General features: G+C 39.5%; 14 protein-coding genes. 8 read left to right on the forward strand and 6 right to left on the reverse strand.

Annotated features, from left to right (window positions below; translation table 11 throughout):
• Positions 1-279: 279 nt before the first annotated feature.
• The 7 genes from FGM01_RS09880 to FGM01_RS09910 all read left to right on the forward strand — a co-directional run bounded on the left by FGM01_RS09880 (position 280) and on the right by FGM01_RS09910 (position 12,878).
• Positions 280-3,486 (forward strand): SusC/RagA family TonB-linked outer membrane protein, encoded by a 3,207-nt coding sequence (locus FGM01_RS09880; RefSeq protein ID WP_143410996.1) that lies wholly within the window; start codon positions 280-282, stop codon positions 3,484-3,486.
• A 36-nt stretch (positions 3,487-3,522) separates the two neighbouring features.
• Entirely contained in the window at positions 3,523-4,893 is a 1,371-nt protein-coding gene (locus tag FGM01_RS09885; protein ID WP_166435209.1) for a SusD/RagB family nutrient-binding outer membrane lipoprotein, read from the forward strand.
• Positions 4,894-4,911: 18 nt separating this feature from the next.
• On the forward strand, positions 4,912-5,760 hold the full coding sequence (locus FGM01_RS09890; protein WP_143410998.1) for a hypothetical protein: 849 nt from the start codon (positions 4,912-4,914) through the stop codon (positions 5,758-5,760).
• 164 nt (positions 5,761-5,924) lie between these two features.
• On the forward strand, positions 5,925-7,175 hold the full coding sequence (locus FGM01_RS09895; protein WP_143410999.1) for an aryl-sulfate sulfotransferase: 1,251 nt from the start codon (positions 5,925-5,927) through the stop codon (positions 7,173-7,175).
• A gap of 55 nt (positions 7,176-7,230) precedes the next feature.
• The gene (rlmB, locus tag FGM01_RS09900) at positions 7,231-7,965 is read left to right on the forward strand and encodes a 23S rRNA (guanosine(2251)-2'-O)-methyltransferase RlmB (protein ID WP_143411000.1); all 735 of its coding nucleotides are present in this window, start codon (positions 7,231-7,233) and stop codon (positions 7,963-7,965) included.
• A gap of 320 nt (positions 7,966-8,285) precedes the next feature.
• Complete coding sequence (locus FGM01_RS09905; RefSeq protein ID WP_143411001.1) at positions 8,286-11,498, forward strand: SusC/RagA family TonB-linked outer membrane protein; 3,213 nt, start codon at positions 8,286-8,288, stop codon at positions 11,496-11,498.
• 6 nt (positions 11,499-11,504) lie between these two features.
• Positions 11,505-12,878 carry a SusD/RagB family nutrient-binding outer membrane lipoprotein gene (locus FGM01_RS09910; RefSeq protein ID WP_143411002.1) on the forward strand — a complete coding sequence of 458 codons (1,374 nt, stop codon included), beginning with the start codon at positions 11,505-11,507 and terminating at the stop codon, positions 12,876-12,878.
• Positions 12,879-12,945: 67 nt separating this feature from the next.
• On the opposite strand, the gene FGM01_RS09915 is transcribed toward FGM01_RS09910, so the two are convergent.
• Positions 12,946-13,692: a rhomboid family intramembrane serine protease gene (locus tag FGM01_RS09915; protein WP_143411003.1), complete on the reverse strand. Its 747-nt coding sequence runs from the start codon at positions 13,690-13,692 to the stop codon at positions 12,946-12,948.
• Between the two features lie 79 nt (positions 13,693-13,771).
• Here FGM01_RS09915 and FGM01_RS09920 point away from each other — a divergent pair, with 79 nt between their 5' ends.
• Positions 13,772-15,046, forward strand: a complete 1,275-nt coding sequence (locus FGM01_RS09920) for a replication-associated recombination protein A (protein ID WP_143411004.1) — start codon at positions 13,772-13,774, stop codon at positions 15,044-15,046.
• On the opposite strand, the gene FGM01_RS09925 is transcribed toward FGM01_RS09920, so the two are convergent.
• From FGM01_RS09925 to FGM01_RS09945, 5 genes are read right to left on the reverse strand one after another with little or no spacing between them, the layout of a single operon-like run.
• Positions 15,043-15,867: a hypothetical protein gene (locus tag FGM01_RS09925; RefSeq protein WP_143411005.1), complete on the reverse strand. Its 825-nt coding sequence runs from the start codon at positions 15,865-15,867 to the stop codon at positions 15,043-15,045. The two genes, FGM01_RS09920 and FGM01_RS09925, sit on opposite strands and share 4 nt — an antisense overlap.
• Positions 15,864-17,273: a DUF5723 family protein gene (locus tag FGM01_RS09930; RefSeq protein ID WP_143411006.1), complete on the reverse strand. Its 1,410-nt coding sequence runs from the start codon at positions 17,271-17,273 to the stop codon at positions 15,864-15,866. The genes FGM01_RS09925 and FGM01_RS09930 overlap by 4 nt, the downstream gene beginning before the upstream one ends.
• 1 nt (position 17,274) lies before the next feature.
• Positions 17,275-17,826, reverse strand: coding sequence for a hypothetical protein (locus FGM01_RS09935; RefSeq protein WP_143411007.1), 552 nt, complete (start codon positions 17,824-17,826; stop codon positions 17,275-17,277).
• Between the two features lie 39 nt (positions 17,827-17,865).
• Entirely contained in the window at positions 17,866-18,555 is a 690-nt protein-coding gene (locus tag FGM01_RS09940; protein WP_143411008.1) for a YjjG family noncanonical pyrimidine nucleotidase, read from the reverse strand.
• The gene (locus tag FGM01_RS09945) at positions 18,542-19,831 is read right to left on the reverse strand and encodes a polysaccharide deacetylase family protein (RefSeq protein ID WP_143411009.1); all 1,290 of its coding nucleotides are present in this window, start codon (positions 19,829-19,831) and stop codon (positions 18,542-18,544) included. The genes FGM01_RS09940 and FGM01_RS09945 overlap by 14 nt, the downstream gene beginning before the upstream one ends.
• Positions 19,832-19,834 lie beyond the last annotated feature (3 nt).

The raw sequence follows: 19,834 nt of genomic DNA on the forward strand, positions 1-19,834 counted from the left end.
CATATTTTCAAAAGCCACCCTACCGGGGTGGCTTTTTTTTGCCCTAGAAATTCAAAATTAACAGATGTTCACCCGGAAGTGTATTTATAAAATATAAGTTTTTAACAATATTTATAGCAATAAAACTTTCCTGTGTATTGAAAGTCAGCTAAATAACATCTGCCCATTGCATTTTTCAATAATTTTCCTACAAATTTCATAATTTATTTAACAAATTTTAGATTGCTGGTTAACATATTTTTGGCATTTTTGGCGTTGGCTAATTCAAACAAATTAAAAATGAAAGCAAAATTTAGTAGTATTTTGACGCTATTGCTGGCGTTTGTTGTGCAAATAACCTTTGCGCAAGACCAAACGATTACCGGTACGGTGACCGATGAAGACGGTTTACCTCTACCCGGTGTAAACATCGTAATTAAGGGCACCTCAACCGGAGTCCAAACTGATTTTGATGGAAATTATACCATATCGGCCGTTCAGGGCGATGTGCTTGTTTTCTCCTTTATCGGTTTAAAAACTGCCGACTATGTAGTAGGCAACAACAATGTACTAGATGTAGTGATGACTGCAGATTCAGCTCAACTGGATGAAGTTGTTGTGACCGCCATCGGTATAACCCGAGACGAAAAAGAACTCGGTTATAATGTACAAACCGTGGATGCAGAAACAATTACAACTCAGCCAAATGCCGATGTTGTAAACTCTTTGGCAGGACAAACTTCTGGTGTTCAAATTGTAAGTTCTTCAGGTGAAGCAGGTGCTTCAACTTTTATGACCATTCGTGGTTCTGCTTCTATTACCGGTAACAACCAGCCGCTTTTCGTAATCAACGGAATGCCAATTATTTCCGGTGGTGGAAATAGTGGAACAGGTGGAGTGAATACTTCCAGTCGTTCTATTGACATTAACCCAGATGATATCGCATCTATATCTGTATTAAAAGGTGGTGCAGCTACTGCTCTTTATGGTGTACGTGCTGCGAATGGTGCAGTTATCATTACTACCAAAAGCGGTAGAAATTTAACGAAAAGAAAAATTGAGGTTCATAGCTCGATCGCGATTGACCGTGTATCACAATTACCGGCCAGACAGGATGAATTCGCACAAGGTAATGCTGGTAACTGGATTGGAGGATACTTCGCTTCTTGGGGCCCAAGGATTTCAGATTTAGAATATGATGGAGATTCAGATTACAAATGGGATCCATTTGGAAGACTGGTTCCAGAAGGAACTGGTAACGGTATGCCAGCTCGTGCATATGATGCATATGACTTTTTTCAAACTGGTGTAACTTCTACAAACAGGTTTAGCATTAGTAATGGTAACGACCAGGGTAATTATTTCTTCTCTATGTCTAACCTGGACCAGGAAGGAATTATTCCTCAGGATACTTATGGCAGAACTACCATGAGATTAAACGCTTCAACTAAAATTTCTGAAGCAATTAATTTTGGAGCAGATTTCGCTTATACAAATTCAAGAGCGAATAATATCCAAAAAGGTTCTAACGTATCTGGTATTATGCTGGGACTTCTTAGAACTCCGCCTTCTTTTGATAACAGTGCGGGATATGAATTCGCTGATGGTTCTCAAAGAAACTATAGAAATGGTGGAGGTTACGATAACCCTTACTGGACAGCGAACAATATTGCCTTTATGGAAGATGTAAATAGATTTACAGGTAATATTAATTTTAGCGCTAAAGTAGCAGACTGGTTCAACATTAACTATAATGGTGGTGTAGACTGGTACAATAGAAGATATGTTGATCAGTTCAAGATTGGATCAAGAGGTAACCCTACTGGTTACCTGGGAGAATTCCAGTCTTACAATGGTATCTTCAACTCAGACCTTTTATTGAACTTCAACCACGATTTCAGCGATAATTTTACTGCTGAATTAACTGTAGGTAACAACCTTTACAGATCTTACTCTAAATTTTTATTCGGAGATGCAACCGGCCTGGAAATTCCAGATTTTTACCAGCTAAGTAACTCTAGTAACAACACTACTAGTAGTGGAGTAAGTGAGTTTAAAACAGCAGCTGTTTTTGCAGACCTTAGATTATCTTTATACGACATGTTATTCCTAGGTTTCACAGGTCGTAATGACTGGTCTACCACGATGCCAGAGAGCAACCAGTCAGCATTCTATCCTTCAGCTAGTTTAGGATTTATCTTTACAGAACTTGAAGGACTTAAAGGTAATTCTGTATTAAGTTTTGGTAAATTAAGAGGTTCGGTGGCAAGAACTGCGAACATCGCTTCTCCTTACAATACTTCGAACTACTTCTTCGCTTCTGCAACTGCAGATGGATGGACAAATGGAGTTAATTTCCCATACCAGGGACAAACTGCATTCTCTGTAGGTTCAGGTTTAGGTAACCCAGATCTTACACATGAAAACCAGGATACCTGGGAAGTTGGTGCAGACTTAAGATTCTTTAACAACAGATTAGGTTTAGATCTTACCTATTTTGAGAATGAAAACTCAGATCTTCTTCTTGATGTGCCAATTGCAGCATCTTCAGGATTTACCTCTACTTTCCTAAACGCTGCGACTATGGAGTCTAAAGGTGTAGAGATCAGTATGAACGCCAGTATTATCGATGCTAAAGATTTTAACTGGAATGTAAACGCTAACTTCACTAAGATCACGAATAAAGTAACTCAATTGGCAGACGGTGTGGACAACGTATTCCTTGGTGGATTTACTGTACCTCAGGTTCGTGCAGTTGTTGGAGCTGAGTACCGTAGTATTTTTGGATTTGACTGGTACCGTGACGAACAGGGACGTGTATTGATCAACGATGATCCAACAGATAACTTCAGAGATGGATACCCAATGGCAGACAACAGAGAAATGGTGCCAATTGGTGACTTTAACCCTGACTGGACTGCAAACATTACAAATGCCTTTACTTATAAGAATGCAAGATTATCTTTCCTTCTTGATATAAAACAAGGTGGTATGCTTTATAACGGTACAGCCTTTGCAATGAATTTCTTTGGAACACACGAAAGAACTGCTAATAGAGAAGTAGTTTACACAGATGCTGGTACCATAGATTTCTCTCAAACTCCGGCAGAAAACATCGTTGTATTTGATGGTGTTTACGGTAGAGTTGACGCAAATGGAAACCCAGTTGCAACAAATGTAGAAAACGTTACTCCCGTTGTTGAAGACCAGGCTTGGTTCCAGGGACAAGGTAGTAACTTTGGTGGTGGACCTTCTGTAGCTGCAATGGAGCCAGCAGACTGGGTAAGACTTCGTGACGTAACTTTATCTTACGATTTCCCTGAATTAGTAAACGGGATTGATAATGTACAGGTGTATGCTACCGGAAAGAATCTTTGGTTGCACACTCCTTATACCGGGGTAGATCCAGAAACAAACTTAGGTGGAGCTACCAATGCTCAGGGTATGGATTACTTTAACAGTCCTGGAACCAAAACCTATTTAATGGGTGTTAAAGTTACTTTTTAAACAAAATCTTAAGTTATTATAGATATGAAAAACAAGATGAATAAAATTAAAGGATTGGCGCTGGCTTTATTTGCTATGCTGATTTCTTTGACAAGCTGTGAAGGCGAATGGATCGATAGCGAGCTAAACATAGATCCAGATGCACCCTCAGATGTACCTATGAATTTACTTTTACCAGGAATTCAGCAATCAATGGGTTACAACCTAATGGGGAACAACTCTGTGAGAACCAATAACATCTGGATGCAGATTTTTGACGGTGTTTCTCGTCAGTCTTTTACTGAAGCCAGATACCAGTTAACTCCGGCAGATGTAAACAACCTTTGGATCAATACGTATACTGAAATGATGATGAACACAACTATTCTTGTACAGAAGTCAAGAATGGAAGGTAGCGAATCACCACACTATACTGGTATTGGCCAGGTAATGCAGGCAACCACGCTTGGAATTACAACAGATTTATTTGGAGATGTACCTTTTAGTGATGCTTTCGAAGGATCTCGAGGTAACTTAACTCCTGTGTATGATGAGCAACAAAAGGTTTATGACACTATCTTTACTTTATTAGATAACGCTGTACCTAACCTAAATAGTTCCGAAAATACATTTGCAGTTTCTGGAGATGTGATCTATGGAGGAAACTTAGCTAAATGGGAGAAGGCTGCTAATTCAATAAAAGCACGTCACTACCTGCAATTATCTAACGTTCTAGGAAATGAAGCTTACACTAAGGCTTTAGCTGCAGCTCAGGATGGTTTTGAATCCAATGCTGATGACTACCTGGTTCCCTTTGAAGATTCTAACAGAAACCCTATTTTCCAGTTTATGGAGCAAAGAGGTGATATTAGAATGGGTGCAACTTTAGTTGACCTGTTAGTGAGTAATGATGATCCAAGATTGGAATTTTATGTTGAAGCTAATGGTGACGGTGAATTCGTAGGAAGCGAAATTGGCAGCCAGAATGAATCTGCTTCTGCGCCGGGACCTGCTATTGCCGGAACAGATCAAGCAGTAAAATTAATGACTTATTCAGAACTTAAGTTTATTGAAGCTGAAGCACATTTCAGACTGGGTCAAACCACTGAAGCACAAGCTGCTTATGAAGCTGCTGTTGCTGCCTCTTTATTGAGAGTAACTGGAGAAGACCAGTCAGACTGGATTGCAAGCAATTTACCAGGAATGACCTTAGAAAGCATTCTTACGCAAAAGTATATTGACGGGGTTGGTACTAACCAACCATATGCAGATTGGAGAAGAACAGGCTTACCAAGTCTAGAATTAGCACCTGGTGCAGTAACTTCATCAATTCCAACAAGGTTCCCTTATGCCCAGAATGAACTGGATTATAACAGGGCTAACGTACCAACTGTGACTATCACAGATAAAGTTTGGTGGGATCAATAATCTAAATATTATATAAAAATGAAAAAATTTATAATAAACGCTGCATTATTATTGGCTGTTGGAATAGGCTTCACCTCTTGTGACTATGACGAGACCAATTTTGCAGACCTTACAAATGAGTATACAGGTAATTCTACTTTTTACCTTCAATTTAGTGATGCCGCTCAAAATTTTGAGACATCATTCGACGCCAATGGTCAGCCGGTTGATATCACTACCTCAGTAGCGATAAAATTGATCGGGCCGCCAAGAACAGAGGATCTGGCTGTAAACTTAAGTTTAGATGCTGCTTCAGATTTTACAAGCGACATGTATGAAATAGGTTCTACATCCTTAGTAATCCCGGCTGGAGAAACTTCAGCCTCTACTACTCTGACCTTTTTCGTAAACACTTTACCAGTTGATGAAACTTCAGCATTTATTTTAAATATAGATGCAGGAGAAAATACTGCAACTGCCGGAGACGTTTTAACCTACAATGTGTTCAGAACTCCGCCATGTATTCCAATTCCTGGTGTTTACACCATTGAAATGACCGATTCTTACGGAGATGGATGGCAGACTGTAGGAGACGGTGGACCAGGTATTACCATTGAAGTTGATGGTGTGATTATAGATGAAGTAGGTCTATGTTCACCTTACGAGGCACAGAGCCACGATTGTATCGCTGAAGATTCAGCCGGAGTAGACACGGTAGAAATTCCGGAAGGAAGTCTTTTTGCTAAGTGGGTATTCCCAGGTGATACTTATGGAGAAATAGGATATAAAATCTTTGATCCAAACGGCGTTCTTGTAGCTTCTGCAAATGCAGGAGATGCCACTGCAGGAACCATTGATGTTCAAGCTTGCGTTGAGGAAGTAGAATAATCAAAATCCTTTTAATCTTTTGAGGCTGCCTAAATTTTAGGCAGCCTTTTTTTATGCCCTTCGCTCAAATTGCTCCCAATTACCAGCGTAAACAGAGAAACAAATAATTTCTTCCTAACTTAATGGTTCGTCTAAGTTTAAAAAATCTAGGCTAAAAAATAAATATGATGAATAATAAAATCTACAATGTTTTTCTTATTCTGTTTCTTATATCGGGCTGCAGTAATGATAACCGGGAGGATATATTAACCACCGAAGAAAATACACAAATCAGCAAGGCCATTGAAGACCATTATTTTCTCATAAATGATGCAGGAGCAAACAGGGTTTACTTAATAAACAAAGCCAAAGAGAATATCTTTGAATGGGAATTGGAAGCAGGAATAGGCAACGATTGCTATTTACTGGATAATGGTCAGTTACTTGCCATTTTACAGGCTGAAGATCCATATATCGATTTTGGGGGTTATGGAGGAAAGATTCAGCTAATCAACCCTGATTTTTCTGTAGCATGGGAATTCATATTATCCAGCCAGAACCAAATAGCACATCATGATATTGAAATGTTACCCAATGGAAATATCCTGGCAATAGTCTGGGTTAGGAAAAGCACGGAAGAATCAAAAGCAGTAGGATTTAAAGGGGATTATCCGGTATTTCCGGAGCGACTAATCGAAATAAACCCTGATACCAATGAAATTGTATGGCAGTGGGATTCCTGGGACCACCTTATTCAGGACCATGATCGTTCTAAACCTAATTATGGAATTGTTAGTGACCATCCAGGTAAAATCGATATTAACTACAGTATGGTACCCAATGGCGACATTATGCATGCCAATGGTTTGGATTATGATCCTGAAAATGACCTTATATATCTTAGTGTTAATTTCTTCAGCGAAATTTGGGTAATAGATCATAGCACGAGTACTGCCCAGGCCAAAACAGAACGTGGTGGAAATTTTGATAAAGGCGGTGAGTTAATCTACCGGTTTGGGAACCCCGAAGCTTATCAAAATCAAGCGGGAAGCAGATTATTTTACAATGTTCACTTCCCAAACTTTATTACCGAAAACGGCCAGAATAAAATGCTGGTATTCATGAATGGATCTAATACCGAGCAATCCTACGTTTACGAATTTAAATTAGACTACCCACCGGTTTTAATACCTGCTAATAACAATGAACCTGAATTATTATGGGAATATACCCAACCGGGTATTTATTCAGGCAAGGTCTCTGGCGCAGAATTGCTTGCCAATGGAAACATTTTAATCACTGTAGGCAATTATGGACTGATCGAAGTAGATAGAATGGGTGAAATATTATGGGAAATGAAAGAAAGTGGATTTTTCTGGCGCACCTATTCATATCACAAAGACTCTCCGGCGATTAAAAATTTGAATATTGAATAGGCTTAATCTAAATGATAAATATTAGCTTTGGCCCAAATATCTTTTCGGAATAAACATGAAAGAAACTACCCGTATTTTTGGAATTAGAACAGTAATTGAAGCTATTGAAAGTGGAAAAGCAATAGAAAAGATCTTTATCCAGAAAGGCCTTTCAGGTTCGTTATTCCAAGAATTAAATCGTCATTTAAGAAAGGGTAATTTTACGGTTTCCTATGTTCCCGTGGAAAAATTAAACAAGTTAAGCAAAGGTAATCACCAGGGCGTAGTAGCAAATATTTCTCCGGTAAGCTTCGTAAGCCTTGAGAAACTGGTGGAAGATTCTCAAACTTCCTCCACTACCCCGTTGTTTTTGCTTTTAGACGGACTTACCGACGTGCGCAATTTTGGTGCTATTATAAGGACAGCTGAATGCTGTGGTGTAACCGGAATTATAATTCCGGAGAAAGGCTCTGCTCCTATCAATGCAGATACGGTCAAAACATCTGCCGGGGCGGTATTTAAAATTCCTATTTGCAAGGTAAACCATATCAAGGATGCTTTATTCCATCTGCAGACCTATGGCATCAAGCTGGTAGCTGCTACTGAAAAGACAGATAATTTAATTTATGATCTTGATCTTAAGCAACCCTTGGCAATTATAATGGGTAATGAAGAAAAGGGAGTTTCTAATTCAATTTTAAAATCTGCAGATTTTAAAGCTAAACTGCCCATGCTTGGAAGTATTGCTTCTTTAAATGTATCTGTCGCATGTGGTGCCTTTCTGTATGAAACGGTAAGACAGCGATCTTAAATTGTAAACCCATAAAATCTACATAAGTTCTATCCTGATTTTTGATAATATTCCATGCCGGAGGTAGAATAGATTTTAAAAAAAATTGTATTTCTCTAATATTTCTTTAAATCGGTTATTTTCATAAACCGCTGACTATCAGTTTTTTCCTGTTAAATAATCAGTTAATTACACAATTATCACCTTTTATCATAATTTTTTCACATTTTATAGTTTATATATGTTTTAGTTAAACATATCTTTAAAGATTTAACGTTTTTTCCACTTATAATTAACGTTTTTTTGACAATTTTATACCTGAAACAATAAATTCATCCAAAATGGAAAAAAAATTACCACGCTTAATTACGGTATTGTTTATGTTCCTTGGCCTACTTGTTTATGGCCAGGCGAATATTATATCAGGTACCGTAACCGGGGAAGATGGCTTACCTCTTCCTGGTGTGAACGTATTTGTTAAGGGTTCCACCACCGGTACGCAAACAGACTTTGACGGACAATACTCCGTCACTGCCAGCCCGGGAGAAGTATTGGTTTTCTCCTTTGTGGGAAAAGAAACTCAGGAAATCACGGTTGGCAACCAAACAACAATTAATGTGGTTTTAGCTTCAGATGCCGCTGAATTAGAAGAAGTTGTGATCACAGCCCAGGGAATACGTGCAAAACCCAGATCCCTTAGTTATGCTCTGGAATCTGTAGATGCAGATGATGTAGAGAGATCCCGGGAAACTAACCTGGTATCTGCCTTGAGTTCAAAAGCCTCGGGGGTACAGGTAACTTCATCTTCAGGATCTGTAGGTGCTTCCGCAAATATCAGGGTTAGAGGTAACACTTCTATTACCAGGTCTAATTCACCCTTATTTGTTGTAGATGGGGTTCCTATAGACAACTCTTCATTTGCAGAGGATCCTACCCAAACTGCCGCCAACTCCAGTTTAAGTGGTAGTGATTTCTCTAACCGGGCTATAGACATTAACTCTAATGATATCGCTTCGATCTCCATTTTAAAAGGAATTGCCGCACAAACCCTTTATGGTCTGCGTGCTGCCAACGGGGTGGTTTTGATCACCACTAAGAAAGGACAGGCGGGTACTACGAAAGTCACCGTAAATTCTACGCTATCTTTCGCAGAATTCAATCAGGTACCGGCGTTACAAAAAGAATATGCCCAGGGACGACATTTTGAAGGAGCTTTACAGTACAGAGGACCTGAAACAGGGGAAGGTGATTCCTGGGGACCACTCATTTCTGACCTGGAATATGATGGCGCAACAGATTATCCTTTTGACAGAAACGGTCGTTTAGTACCGCGAGGAACGGGTAATGGGATACCCGCAATGGCTTTCGACAATTACGACTTCTTTAAGACCGGCCAAACTACCGATCTAAGTGTTGGTATTAGTGGCGGATCTGAAAAAGTAAATTATCGGGCTTCCATTGGCAAGCTAAATCAGGAGGGAATTTCTCCTAATGAGATTTTTGAAAGAAAAACTTTCAGGGTAGACCTTAGAGCCAATCTCAATGATGACCTCGTACTCGACGCTTCAGGTCAATACACAAATTCCGGAGGTAACCGTGTACAAAGGGGGTCAAATATCTCTGGTATAATGCTGGGGCTACTTCGTAACACACCCACCTTTGACATGGGTAACGGTAAAGAAGGACAGGCTGCTGCAGACGATCCGGATACTTACTTTTATGATATCCCGGGAGCAGAATTACCCGGACAAAGGTCCTACAGGGATGGTATTTATAACAGCCCGTATTTTACAGTGGCCAGAAACATAAACCTGGATGATGTAAACAGGACTATTGGAAGATTGGCTTTAGCTTATAATATCACCGACTGGCTAAGCTTTAAAACATCGGGATCTATTGATAGGTACACTGATACCAGAAAAATCGGTTTTGATATTATTGATGCCTCCTTCGGAAATGGACGAGTAATTAATGATGTAATTGCAAACCAGGATGTTAACTGGAATGCGATCTTTAACATATTATATAATGCCAGCGATAAATTTGGAGTAGATGCCAATATCGGTTATGACGGCTACTATAATAAAACCAACCGGCAAACGGTTATTGGAGATGGAATGACTATTCCTGGATTCTTCAATCTTTCCAATGTTAGTACAACCCAGGCGCAGGAACTTTCCAGCAGAAGAGAACTGATTGGTGTTTTTGCCACCGCTACTCTTAGCTATGACAATTTACTTTTCTTAACTCCTTCCTTCAGAAATGACTGGTCTTCTACCCTACCGGTAGGTGATAACACTTTCCAGTCCTATTCTTTAGGTGGAAGTTTTGTATTTACAGAATTACTTGACAGTAATTTTCTGAATTACGGTAAACTTCGTGCAGCCTGGGGACAGGCGGGTAATGATGCACCTGTCTATGCAACGCTCACAAATTTTGGGGGTACCTCGGTAAGTGGAGATGGATTTATACAGAATGTTATTTTCCCGGCATATGATGCCACCTCATATGAGCGCTCCTCAAGAGCAGGTAACCCTTTCTTAACACCTGAAAAAACTACAGAATTCGAGGTAGGTATTGAATTATCCATGCTCGACAGTAGATTAAAATTTGATTTCGCTTATTACGATAAAGAAACGGAAGATCAGATTATATTCGTGGATGCAGCTCCATCCTCTGGTTTTGTAGACAGGTTTGCAAACGTAGGTTTGGTAACTAACACGGGGTATGAAGTTAGTTTGAGCGGTACTCCTATTAGAACTGAAGATTTTGAATGGAACATCAGTACCAACTGGACTACTTATGAAAATGTGGTTGAAGAACTGGTTGAAGGCGTAGAATCGGTTACCTTAAATGGTTTTTCAGGAACAAGTTCACGTGCCGTTGCCGGAGAATCTTATGGCGCTATTTTCGGGAACAGATTTGCCAGAAATGATGCCGGACAGATATTGATTGATGACGATGGTTATCCCCTTTTAGCAGAAACTGACGGGGTAATAGGAGATCCTATTCCAGACTGGCTTGCTGGTATTAGCAGTAATATCCAGTATAAGAATATTGGGTTATCCTTCTTACTCGACATTCGACAGGGAGGTGATATATGGTGTGGCACCTGTGGAATTCTAGACTATTTTGGAGTTTCCACAGAATCCTTATTGAGGGATCAAACGACCGTTTTTGAGGGAGTTGTTCAGTCCACCGGACAGCCAAACACTCAGGTTGTACCATATTCAGACCCGACCATAAGTGAAAATAATAACTACTGGAGACGATATGGGTTTGGAGATGTAGACGAAGGAAATGTATATGATGGTTCGTGGGTAAGACTTAGGGAGGTAACTCTTTCTTATTCTCTACCGGAAAAGTGGATAGAAGATACATTTATTGACGGTGTTTCACTCTCTGCTTTCGGCCGAAACCTCTGGGTAGAAACCGATTATCCGGGTGTTGACCCTGAAACCAACCTAACAGGAGATAGTAACGGTATGGGACTGGACTATTTTAACCAGCCCAACACTAAGAGTTACGGTTTGAACGTTCAATTAAATTTTTAGAAAAACATGAAAACTATAAAAATATTAATCTGGATAGCTTTAATCAGCGTTTCTGTTTCCTGTGAGATCACAGATGCAAATGTAGATCCAGATAACCCATCAGCAGAATTGGTAAATGCAGGTGCCATTTACCCGGGGATGATCGCCCAGACACACAGAAATTCAGTCGCCCTCGGGGGCAGGATTGCGGGAATCCTGGTTCAACATTTTGACGGGCTGGATGCCCAGCAAATTGCTTATGACCAGTACAATATCGGTGAAAGTGATATTGATGACCTATGGGATTTCGGATTGTATGGTGGAGGAGCTATGAAAGATGCTTTTGTTATCATTCAGAATAATGAAGGCGAAATTAGTGCCCTGGCCAAATTGTATATGGCTGCTAATTTAGGAGTTGCCACCAGCGCATGGGGAGATATTCCTTATACTGAAGCCTTTGTAGGGGACCAGGGAAATTTGAACCCAAGTTATGATTCCCAGGAGTTTATCTATGGAGAGATCCAGGACCTTCTTACGGAAGCAATTGACGAGGGGGTAGCCTCAGGAGTCGGTGCCTTTGCCGGTGCAGGGAGCGCAGATAATGTTGACTGGGAAGGCGTAGCTCACGCCTTGAAAGCCAGGTATTATCTACATTTAACTTCAGTAAATGGAGCAAGTGCAGCTCAAAATGCTTTGACAGAGATTCAGCAGGCTTTTACGAGCACCGCAGCTCAGCCAGATTTTGTTTACAGTACTCCCGCGCAGAATGCCAACCCATGGTTCTTATTTGATAATGACAGGCCAAGTACATTAGGCATTTCAGAAGTTCTTTTTGATGAAATGAATAGTAATGATGACCCAAGATTACCATTTTATACTACTGATGGTGAATCTTTTGCCGGTATAGATGGATTATTCTGGGGTCAGGCAAGTTCACCAACTCCATTGATTTCGTATTGGGAAGTGAAATTTATTGAAGCTGAAGCCATCGTAAGAACCGGTGGTTCAGACGATGATGCGCTGGATGCTTTAAAAGAAGCGGTTTCCTCCAATATGCTATATATAGGGGTAGAGCAAAGTGAAGTAGACTCCTATGTAGATGGTCTTTCCTTATCAGGCTCAGAAGATGATAAAATTCAAACTATAATCAATGAGAAATGGATTGCACTTTATGGCAATGCTCCCTTAGAAGCCTGGGTAGACTTCAGAAGAACCGGATATCCAGAATTAACACCTAATCCAGATGCGGTTCCTAGTTTCAATCCCTCAGGAGTGATCCCAAGAAGATTTTTATATCCTCTTTCTGAACGCCAGGCCAATTTAGCAAATTATGAAGCAGCCATACAGGCACAAGGCGGTCACCTGTTAGACGATGATCTTTGGGCTTTCCCAAGTAATTAGAATTAGCCAAAATTTGAAAAACCACCTTCGGGTGGTTTTTTTATTAGTCTTATCTGCAAAAAAGTGACTAGTGATCGTTATTTTTTTTAGGATCTCCTTTGTAAATATAATTATAGTCACTCTCCTCTGCTGTATCAAGATCTTCTTCCGGCAGCTTCTCGATAAAATTTCCGTTCTCGTCAAAATGCTTCATAAAAGGGTCATCGTCTTCAGAATAATCCGGTTGCTCCCATTGATATTTCGGAGGTTCTGCGATATTTTTTTTGAACACCAGAGCCAGACCAAATCCGCTTAATAATCCAGATAAATGACCCTCCCACGATATCGAAGGATCTATAGGAGTGACATACCAGACCAGCCCGCCGTAAATGAATACTACGATAAGGGATAAGGCGACAAGCCGGTAATATTTAGAAAAAATACCTTTGAAGAATAAAAATGAGGCAAGTAAATAAATAATCCCGCTGGCGCCTATATGATTCGAAGGTCTGCCAATTAGCCATGTAAGTAATCCCGAGGCTAAGAGACCAATGAGCAGAACTTTCCAGCTAATAGGGCGATAGAAGTAAAAAAGTGCCAGCGATAGAATGAAGAGTGGAATAGTATTATTAAACAAATGCTCAATATCTGAATGAATGAACGGAGAAAATATTACACCTCTTAGCCCTAAGAGTTCACCGGGCCTTACCCCGTAACTATTCAGGCTAATCCCAAATCGAACTTCCACCCAAAAAACTATCCAGATAAGCAGCACAAATAATAATGGATAACCAATGGTTCCGGTAGTAAAAACAAATGGAGATGATGCTTTCAAATTATCTTCAATTTTATTTAATATTACAAAAAAGCATCCAAACTGAATTGGATGTAAATATGTCACCTAACTAACTGTTATGAATCAACCTCTTGCGGAGAGATTAAGACCAAAAACCCTGGATGACTACCTTAGTCAATCACATTTAATTGGGGAAAACGGTGCCTTGCGGCAGCAGATAAAACAGGGCATTATTCCATCGATGATCTTTTGGGGACCTCCAGGTGTAGGCAAAACGACTTTGGCAAATATCATTGCAGCAGAATCTGGCAGACCTTTTTTTACCCTGAGCGCCATTAGCAGTGGCGTAAAGGACGTAAGAGAAGTTATTGACAAAGCTAAAAAAAGCGATGGCCTTTTTACAACTAAGAGTCCTATTCTGTTTATAGACGAGATCCATAGATTTAGTAAATCCCAGCAGGATTCTTTGCTAGGTGCAGTTGAAAAAGGCTGGGTTACCCTAATTGGTGCTACCACAGAAAATCCCAGTTTCGAAGTGATCTCTGCACTCCTCTCCAGATGCCAGGTATATATCTTAAAACCCTTTGCTAAAGATGACCTTGTTGCTCTACTAAAAAGAGCAATGCAAGAGGATAAGATCATAGCAGCCAAAAATGTAAAGCTTACCGAAACCGAGGCCCTGCTTAGATTAAGCGGAGGAGATGCCCGGAAGCTTCTCAATATTTTTGAACTTTTGGTTACCTCAGAAGAGAAAAATGTAGAGATCACTAATAAGCTGGTTCTATCCAAAGTTCAGCAGAATACTGTTCTCTACGATAAAACGGGGGAACAGCATTATGATATCATTTCAGCATTTATAAAATCCATCCGCGGAAGTGATCCAAATGCAGCTGTTTATTGGCTTGCCAGGATGATTGAGGGAGGTGAGGATGTGAAATTCATTGCGAGAAGGCTTTTGATCCTGGCCAGTGAAGATATTGGCAATGCTAACCCTACTGCGCTGGTAATCGCCAATAATTCATTCCAGGCGGTAACTACGATTGGTTATCCTGAAGCCAGGATAATTTTAAGCCAATGTGTTACCTACTTAGCAACCTCTCCTAAAAGTAATGCCTCCTACAAGGCGATTAATGAGGCTCAGCAACTGGTAAAGAAAACTGGTAATCTTTCTGTACCCCTTTCTATTCGAAATGCTCCTACCAAATTAATGAAAGATATTGGCTACGGTCAGAATTATAAATATGCCCATAATCATGAGGGGAATTTCGTGGAAGCAGAATTCCTGCCAGATGAGATAAAGAATACTACTTTATATAACCCCGGGAATAACCAGAGAGAAAATGCCCAAAGGGAATTTCTCAAAAAAAGATGGAAAACCAAATATGACTATTAATCCAGGCGTGTATATTTCAAGCTAATCTTTTTGCCCGAAGATTGATCCAGATACTCCACGACCAGATCATTATCACTGTCGAAATAAGCAATGCCCTGTTTAGTTAGTGAATTATAAATAAAACTATCTTCCTTAGCGGTTCTAGTTAATATGGCAATAGGCTCTGTGGCATCTTGCTGAAACAAATTGAAACCTTCAGCCGTCTCTACTAACAAAAACTTTTTACCCTCAAAATTGAAGTTCAAATCTTTATTTGTCGGTTGGGCAGTAGCAGAAACCTGAGCAGCGTTTTGGGTTTCACCGGCTTTGCTTTCTTCGGTTTTAGGGATACCGGTTATAATAACTTCTGCCGGCTTATTTTCTTTGACTTCTGTCTCTGCCGTTAGATCTGAGGCTTCGTAATGATACTCTAATTTTTTCACAGAGTTGAATGCATCTCTTAAAGCCTCCTTATAAGCCGCCTTATATTCTTTTTCACGGCTTCTTCCCTCCTCGCTTCGAAATACAACCTGCCCCTTGCAGTTCGTTAGCTCTATTACCAGTTTTGTAACGAACATACCAGAATTGTTCCTTACCCCCGCGTTTAATCCAAGACAGGGGTCGAGGTTTAAATCCTGTGGCTCACGCTCATTTCTCATTAGAGTATTAAAGCCTTCCTGCTCCAATAGAAATTTCAACATAGAATTTAATTGATACTCATTTACCTCATTGGTAAACTCAAAGATCTCCGGCACCAGTACATATTTATACTGATTAATATTTTGAGCTGAAGAAAACATCAGTCCTCCAAAAATTAAAATAATGGTTAAAAGCTTTTTCATAAGTCTTTGAAAATAAATTGCATTCCTAATTGCAGCGAAGCACTGTTCGCTTTTGCTAAATTGGTATATCCAAGAATATCATTTGCTGCAAGATAAATATTAAAATTTTTAATTCTTGAAGACATCATAAATCCTAACTTGGTAAGGCTAAATTCATCCACGGCATAAGCAACTCTGAATCTCAATCTGTCAGTCACCTTTCGATCCCAGTAAGCTGTAACGCCATAAGTAGGCCCCTTAGGTCGGTTAACCCCGGAAAATAACATTCCGAAAATATTCATGAAACGGGGCTTTTTACTTATTAGGTAGTCACATGGCAGAATAGACATCCCGGTTCCAAACTGAAATGATGCATTATACTTGAGCGGCCTCCAGGTGGTATATTCATTATTGGTAGTTTCCTCATTAAGGTTACGATCCACCCTTTCCTCGAAAATATCCCAGTATGGAATAGTCGCTTCATTACCATCAAGTTCAGGAAACAAGGGAGTCAAACCATTTGTTTCAAAGCTTCCGAAGTAATTATAGTTCTCCACATCTTTCTGGTGAAACATTAAGCCCAGGTCCTGAATAGAAGCCCCTACAGATAACTGGTTGGTGACCCTGTAATTAAAACCGATATCTGCACCTACTCCAATATTCTGCCCTAAAAGAGATCTGCTCATAAGTTCAGCCACTGCTTCATCTACGGTCATACCCTCCTCATCTCTCAAAGAGGCAAAGCCGGAAGTATTTACATTTACATTCAACCCCCTTACCTCATGTCTGTAAAAATTAGGTCCACCGGGAGTGGAAACGGTCCTGAACACCCCTTCATTACCAGTACTTTCAGCATTGAAGATGCCGGAATATATTTTCAGCCTGCCCCCAACCGTAAGTTTAGCGTCGAATTTATAATTCAATCCGGCGTGATAAACGGCGAGTAATTCTCCCGTAAAACTAACATCTGAAAAGTTAAAATCCTGGTCGATATAATCTGCATTTCCTTCGAAAGCCAGTACCGCCGGATCTTTTGGGAAATAAGCAAACACATCTGCCTCCTGATAGATTCCTGCGGAGAAATAAATCCTGTCACTCAATTTCCACCCCATGGAAAGAATTTCGAGCTGCTGATTTACAGAAAAATAATCTCCGGCGGTTATATCGCGCATAACCCTGCGAACACGGTCATTAATATCTGTATTCTCATCGGCGAAAATATCATAAGCACTTACCCCAGTGGAGCCGGCAAAAAAATGAATTTGTGAAAAGAAGGGCACCCCGAAATGCCTTGTAAAATCTATGCGGGTACCTGGATTTTGCATTAAGGCCTGCGGAAGGTCATCTACACCATATAACAACGGTCTGTTCTGGCAGAAGCCATTGAGGGAAAACAGCAGAAATAAGATTGGGGCAAACTTCCACATTTTAAAACTCGAACCTGAACAATCCTTTGGACATAAATTTTAAATTACCCTGGAGTTTTTCGTCTCCACCTATCACCTCATGATCTATAACCATTTGAATAGATCTTCTCATTTTTTGTATTTCATCGCCCTCTAATACCCGCAGAGTGTCTATTACGGCAGGGGAACCTTCAAATCCCTCAGGAATGGTATAAATCACATTAAATTGATTTCGGCCATTTTTATCAAGGAAACGTATATTGGTGTTTATCTCGTAGGGAAAAACATTTTCGTGTTTAAATCTTAAAGCTGCATAGACCAGTCCATCCTGTATATAATCATCATCTAAAAACTCCAGTCTAACCGTATCACGAATTGCGGGGGTATAAGCACTTGTTTCTGAATCCAGAAAATCTAATTCGTTTAGCTTATAATAAAGAAGGTCGACTTCAAGATCTGGCTCCATGCTCAGATTTTCGGCCTGGCTAAAGTCCACATCCTTAAAGCAGGAAGTTAACAGGAAACTAAACAGAAATCCTGAAAAAATTAATTGTATGAACTTTTTATTATACACCTGGAAGTGATTTTTCGCGAAAATACCTATAATCTACTTCTATAAATAATTTAAAACTTCTTTTAACTTTTCAATTTTAGGATGTTGACCTTGAGAGGATTGCCCATAAGAATCAATATGGATTACCTTCAAACCATAATTATAAGCCCCAATGATATCTGCTTCGATATTATCTCCTATCATTACCGACTTCTCCACCAGTGCATTGCTCTTTTTCAGGGCCATCTCAAATATCTGTGGATGGGGTTTTTTCACCCCGGCTTCTTCAGAAGTGGTTATAGTCTGGAAAAATTCATGAATACCTGAAGCTTCCATTTTCTTTTGTTGAATTTCTTCGAAGCCATTGGTAATAATATGCAGTCTATATTTGTCCTTTAATTTCAATAACAGCTCCATGCTACCTTCAAGCAGATGATTATTTTTTGGTAAATACTCTATATATTTATCGGCTATTAAATTTATAGTAGAGTCAACCGTATTAAAATTTAGAACGTCAAAACTATCTTTTAGACGACCGTACCGCAAGGCTTCTTTACTAATTGCATTATTTCTGTAAAGCTCCCAGTATTTAAAATTAATAGGCAGATATACCTCGAGAAAATCATCAAGGTTCAAATTAAGATTCTCATCTTCAAATATTTCCTGAAAAGCAAGTGCTGAATTCTTATCAAAATCCCATAAGGTATGATCTAAATCAAAAAACACATGCTCTATATTATTCAATCTCATGTATCTGTTTTAAAAGCTTGTAATTATAATCTTTGTCTGAATATCTGGAAAAATCCTGATTTTCGAAAACTGCCCGGAACATACCCTTCACATCCTTTACCTCAGCCAGCATGCGGTGTAAATCCTCTTCCAGCTTATTTTTTGACATTTTCCCAATGGCATTAGAACTGAAAGCATATGGATGCACCTTCAATGGAGTGGTAACTTCCATATTAATATCATAGAACAGATAAGGCGTGCAGGTTCCCGATCTAAATCCAGGTACATCGGGATATCCCATCGAATGATCATTATTTATTTCCAGCTCGGTTAGATTATTATACTGGTCTGGTAAACGTAAATTATATTTAAAGTTCATCACATTTTCTACAGGGCTATGGATTATTTCCTCCATTCTTAGTTTTTCCTTACGTAAAGTCTGGATTTCCTCAGTAGCATAAAAGCCTAACAATAAACCTACTTTAGCGTAATCTGCCACAGATTTTATCACCGCCCTGTGCGGTATCCTGTTATGGCTTATATTCCGGTCATGTATTGAAAAGTCACTTAACTGAAACATAAAGAGCATATAGACCTTATGTTGTTTTATTAATTTGATAAGATCATCAAAGACATCATGAGGATCTTTTGTGAGCCTCATCCAGATCTTTAATCTATCTATAACCTTACCCAGATTTAAATGGAAAAAATCTGACATAAGCCCAATGAAGCTTCTTAAAAATCCCTTATTTCTAAAAATGAAAGTGTTTTCTGAAGCTATTATGGTTCCTGTTTTGAACCTTCTTTCCTTGTATTCCAGATTCGGAAATCTTGATAGTAAAATATCCCGGAATTTGATTGCCCATATATCCACGACCGGCTTATGCAAAAAGCTTTCCTGATAAGCGAGACTTTCGGCTGCAGGAAACCTACCCTCTGCATCTTTGACATGAGGCAAATATTCCTCATATCTGCTTAATAAGTAGAAAGAAGCGGCAAAAATATCGAAAGGTAGATCGCTGGCTTCGGGAAGCTGAAAAAAGCATATAGTATCTTCCCAGGGTTGTACCTTTATCTCCAATTCAGAAAACCCCTGTTCCATTAAGAGATCCACCTTTTGTATAAAGAACTCATTCCCCAGAGACTGCCGGCCGTAAGAAAGCTTGGCGCCATCGTGGGCGATAAATTCTTCAATTTTAGAGGTGAATTTAATTGGAATTCCTAAAATATGTGTACAAATATGCTTGAACACATAAACGATCCTTGGGGTGACTTTTTGAGTGTAGATCAATAACATTAA

Origin of the sequence: Christiangramia sabulilitoris, from assembly GCF_007050985.1 — a bacterium.
GTDB lineage: Bacteria > Bacteroidota > Bacteroidia > Flavobacteriales > Flavobacteriaceae > Christiangramia > Christiangramia sabulilitoris.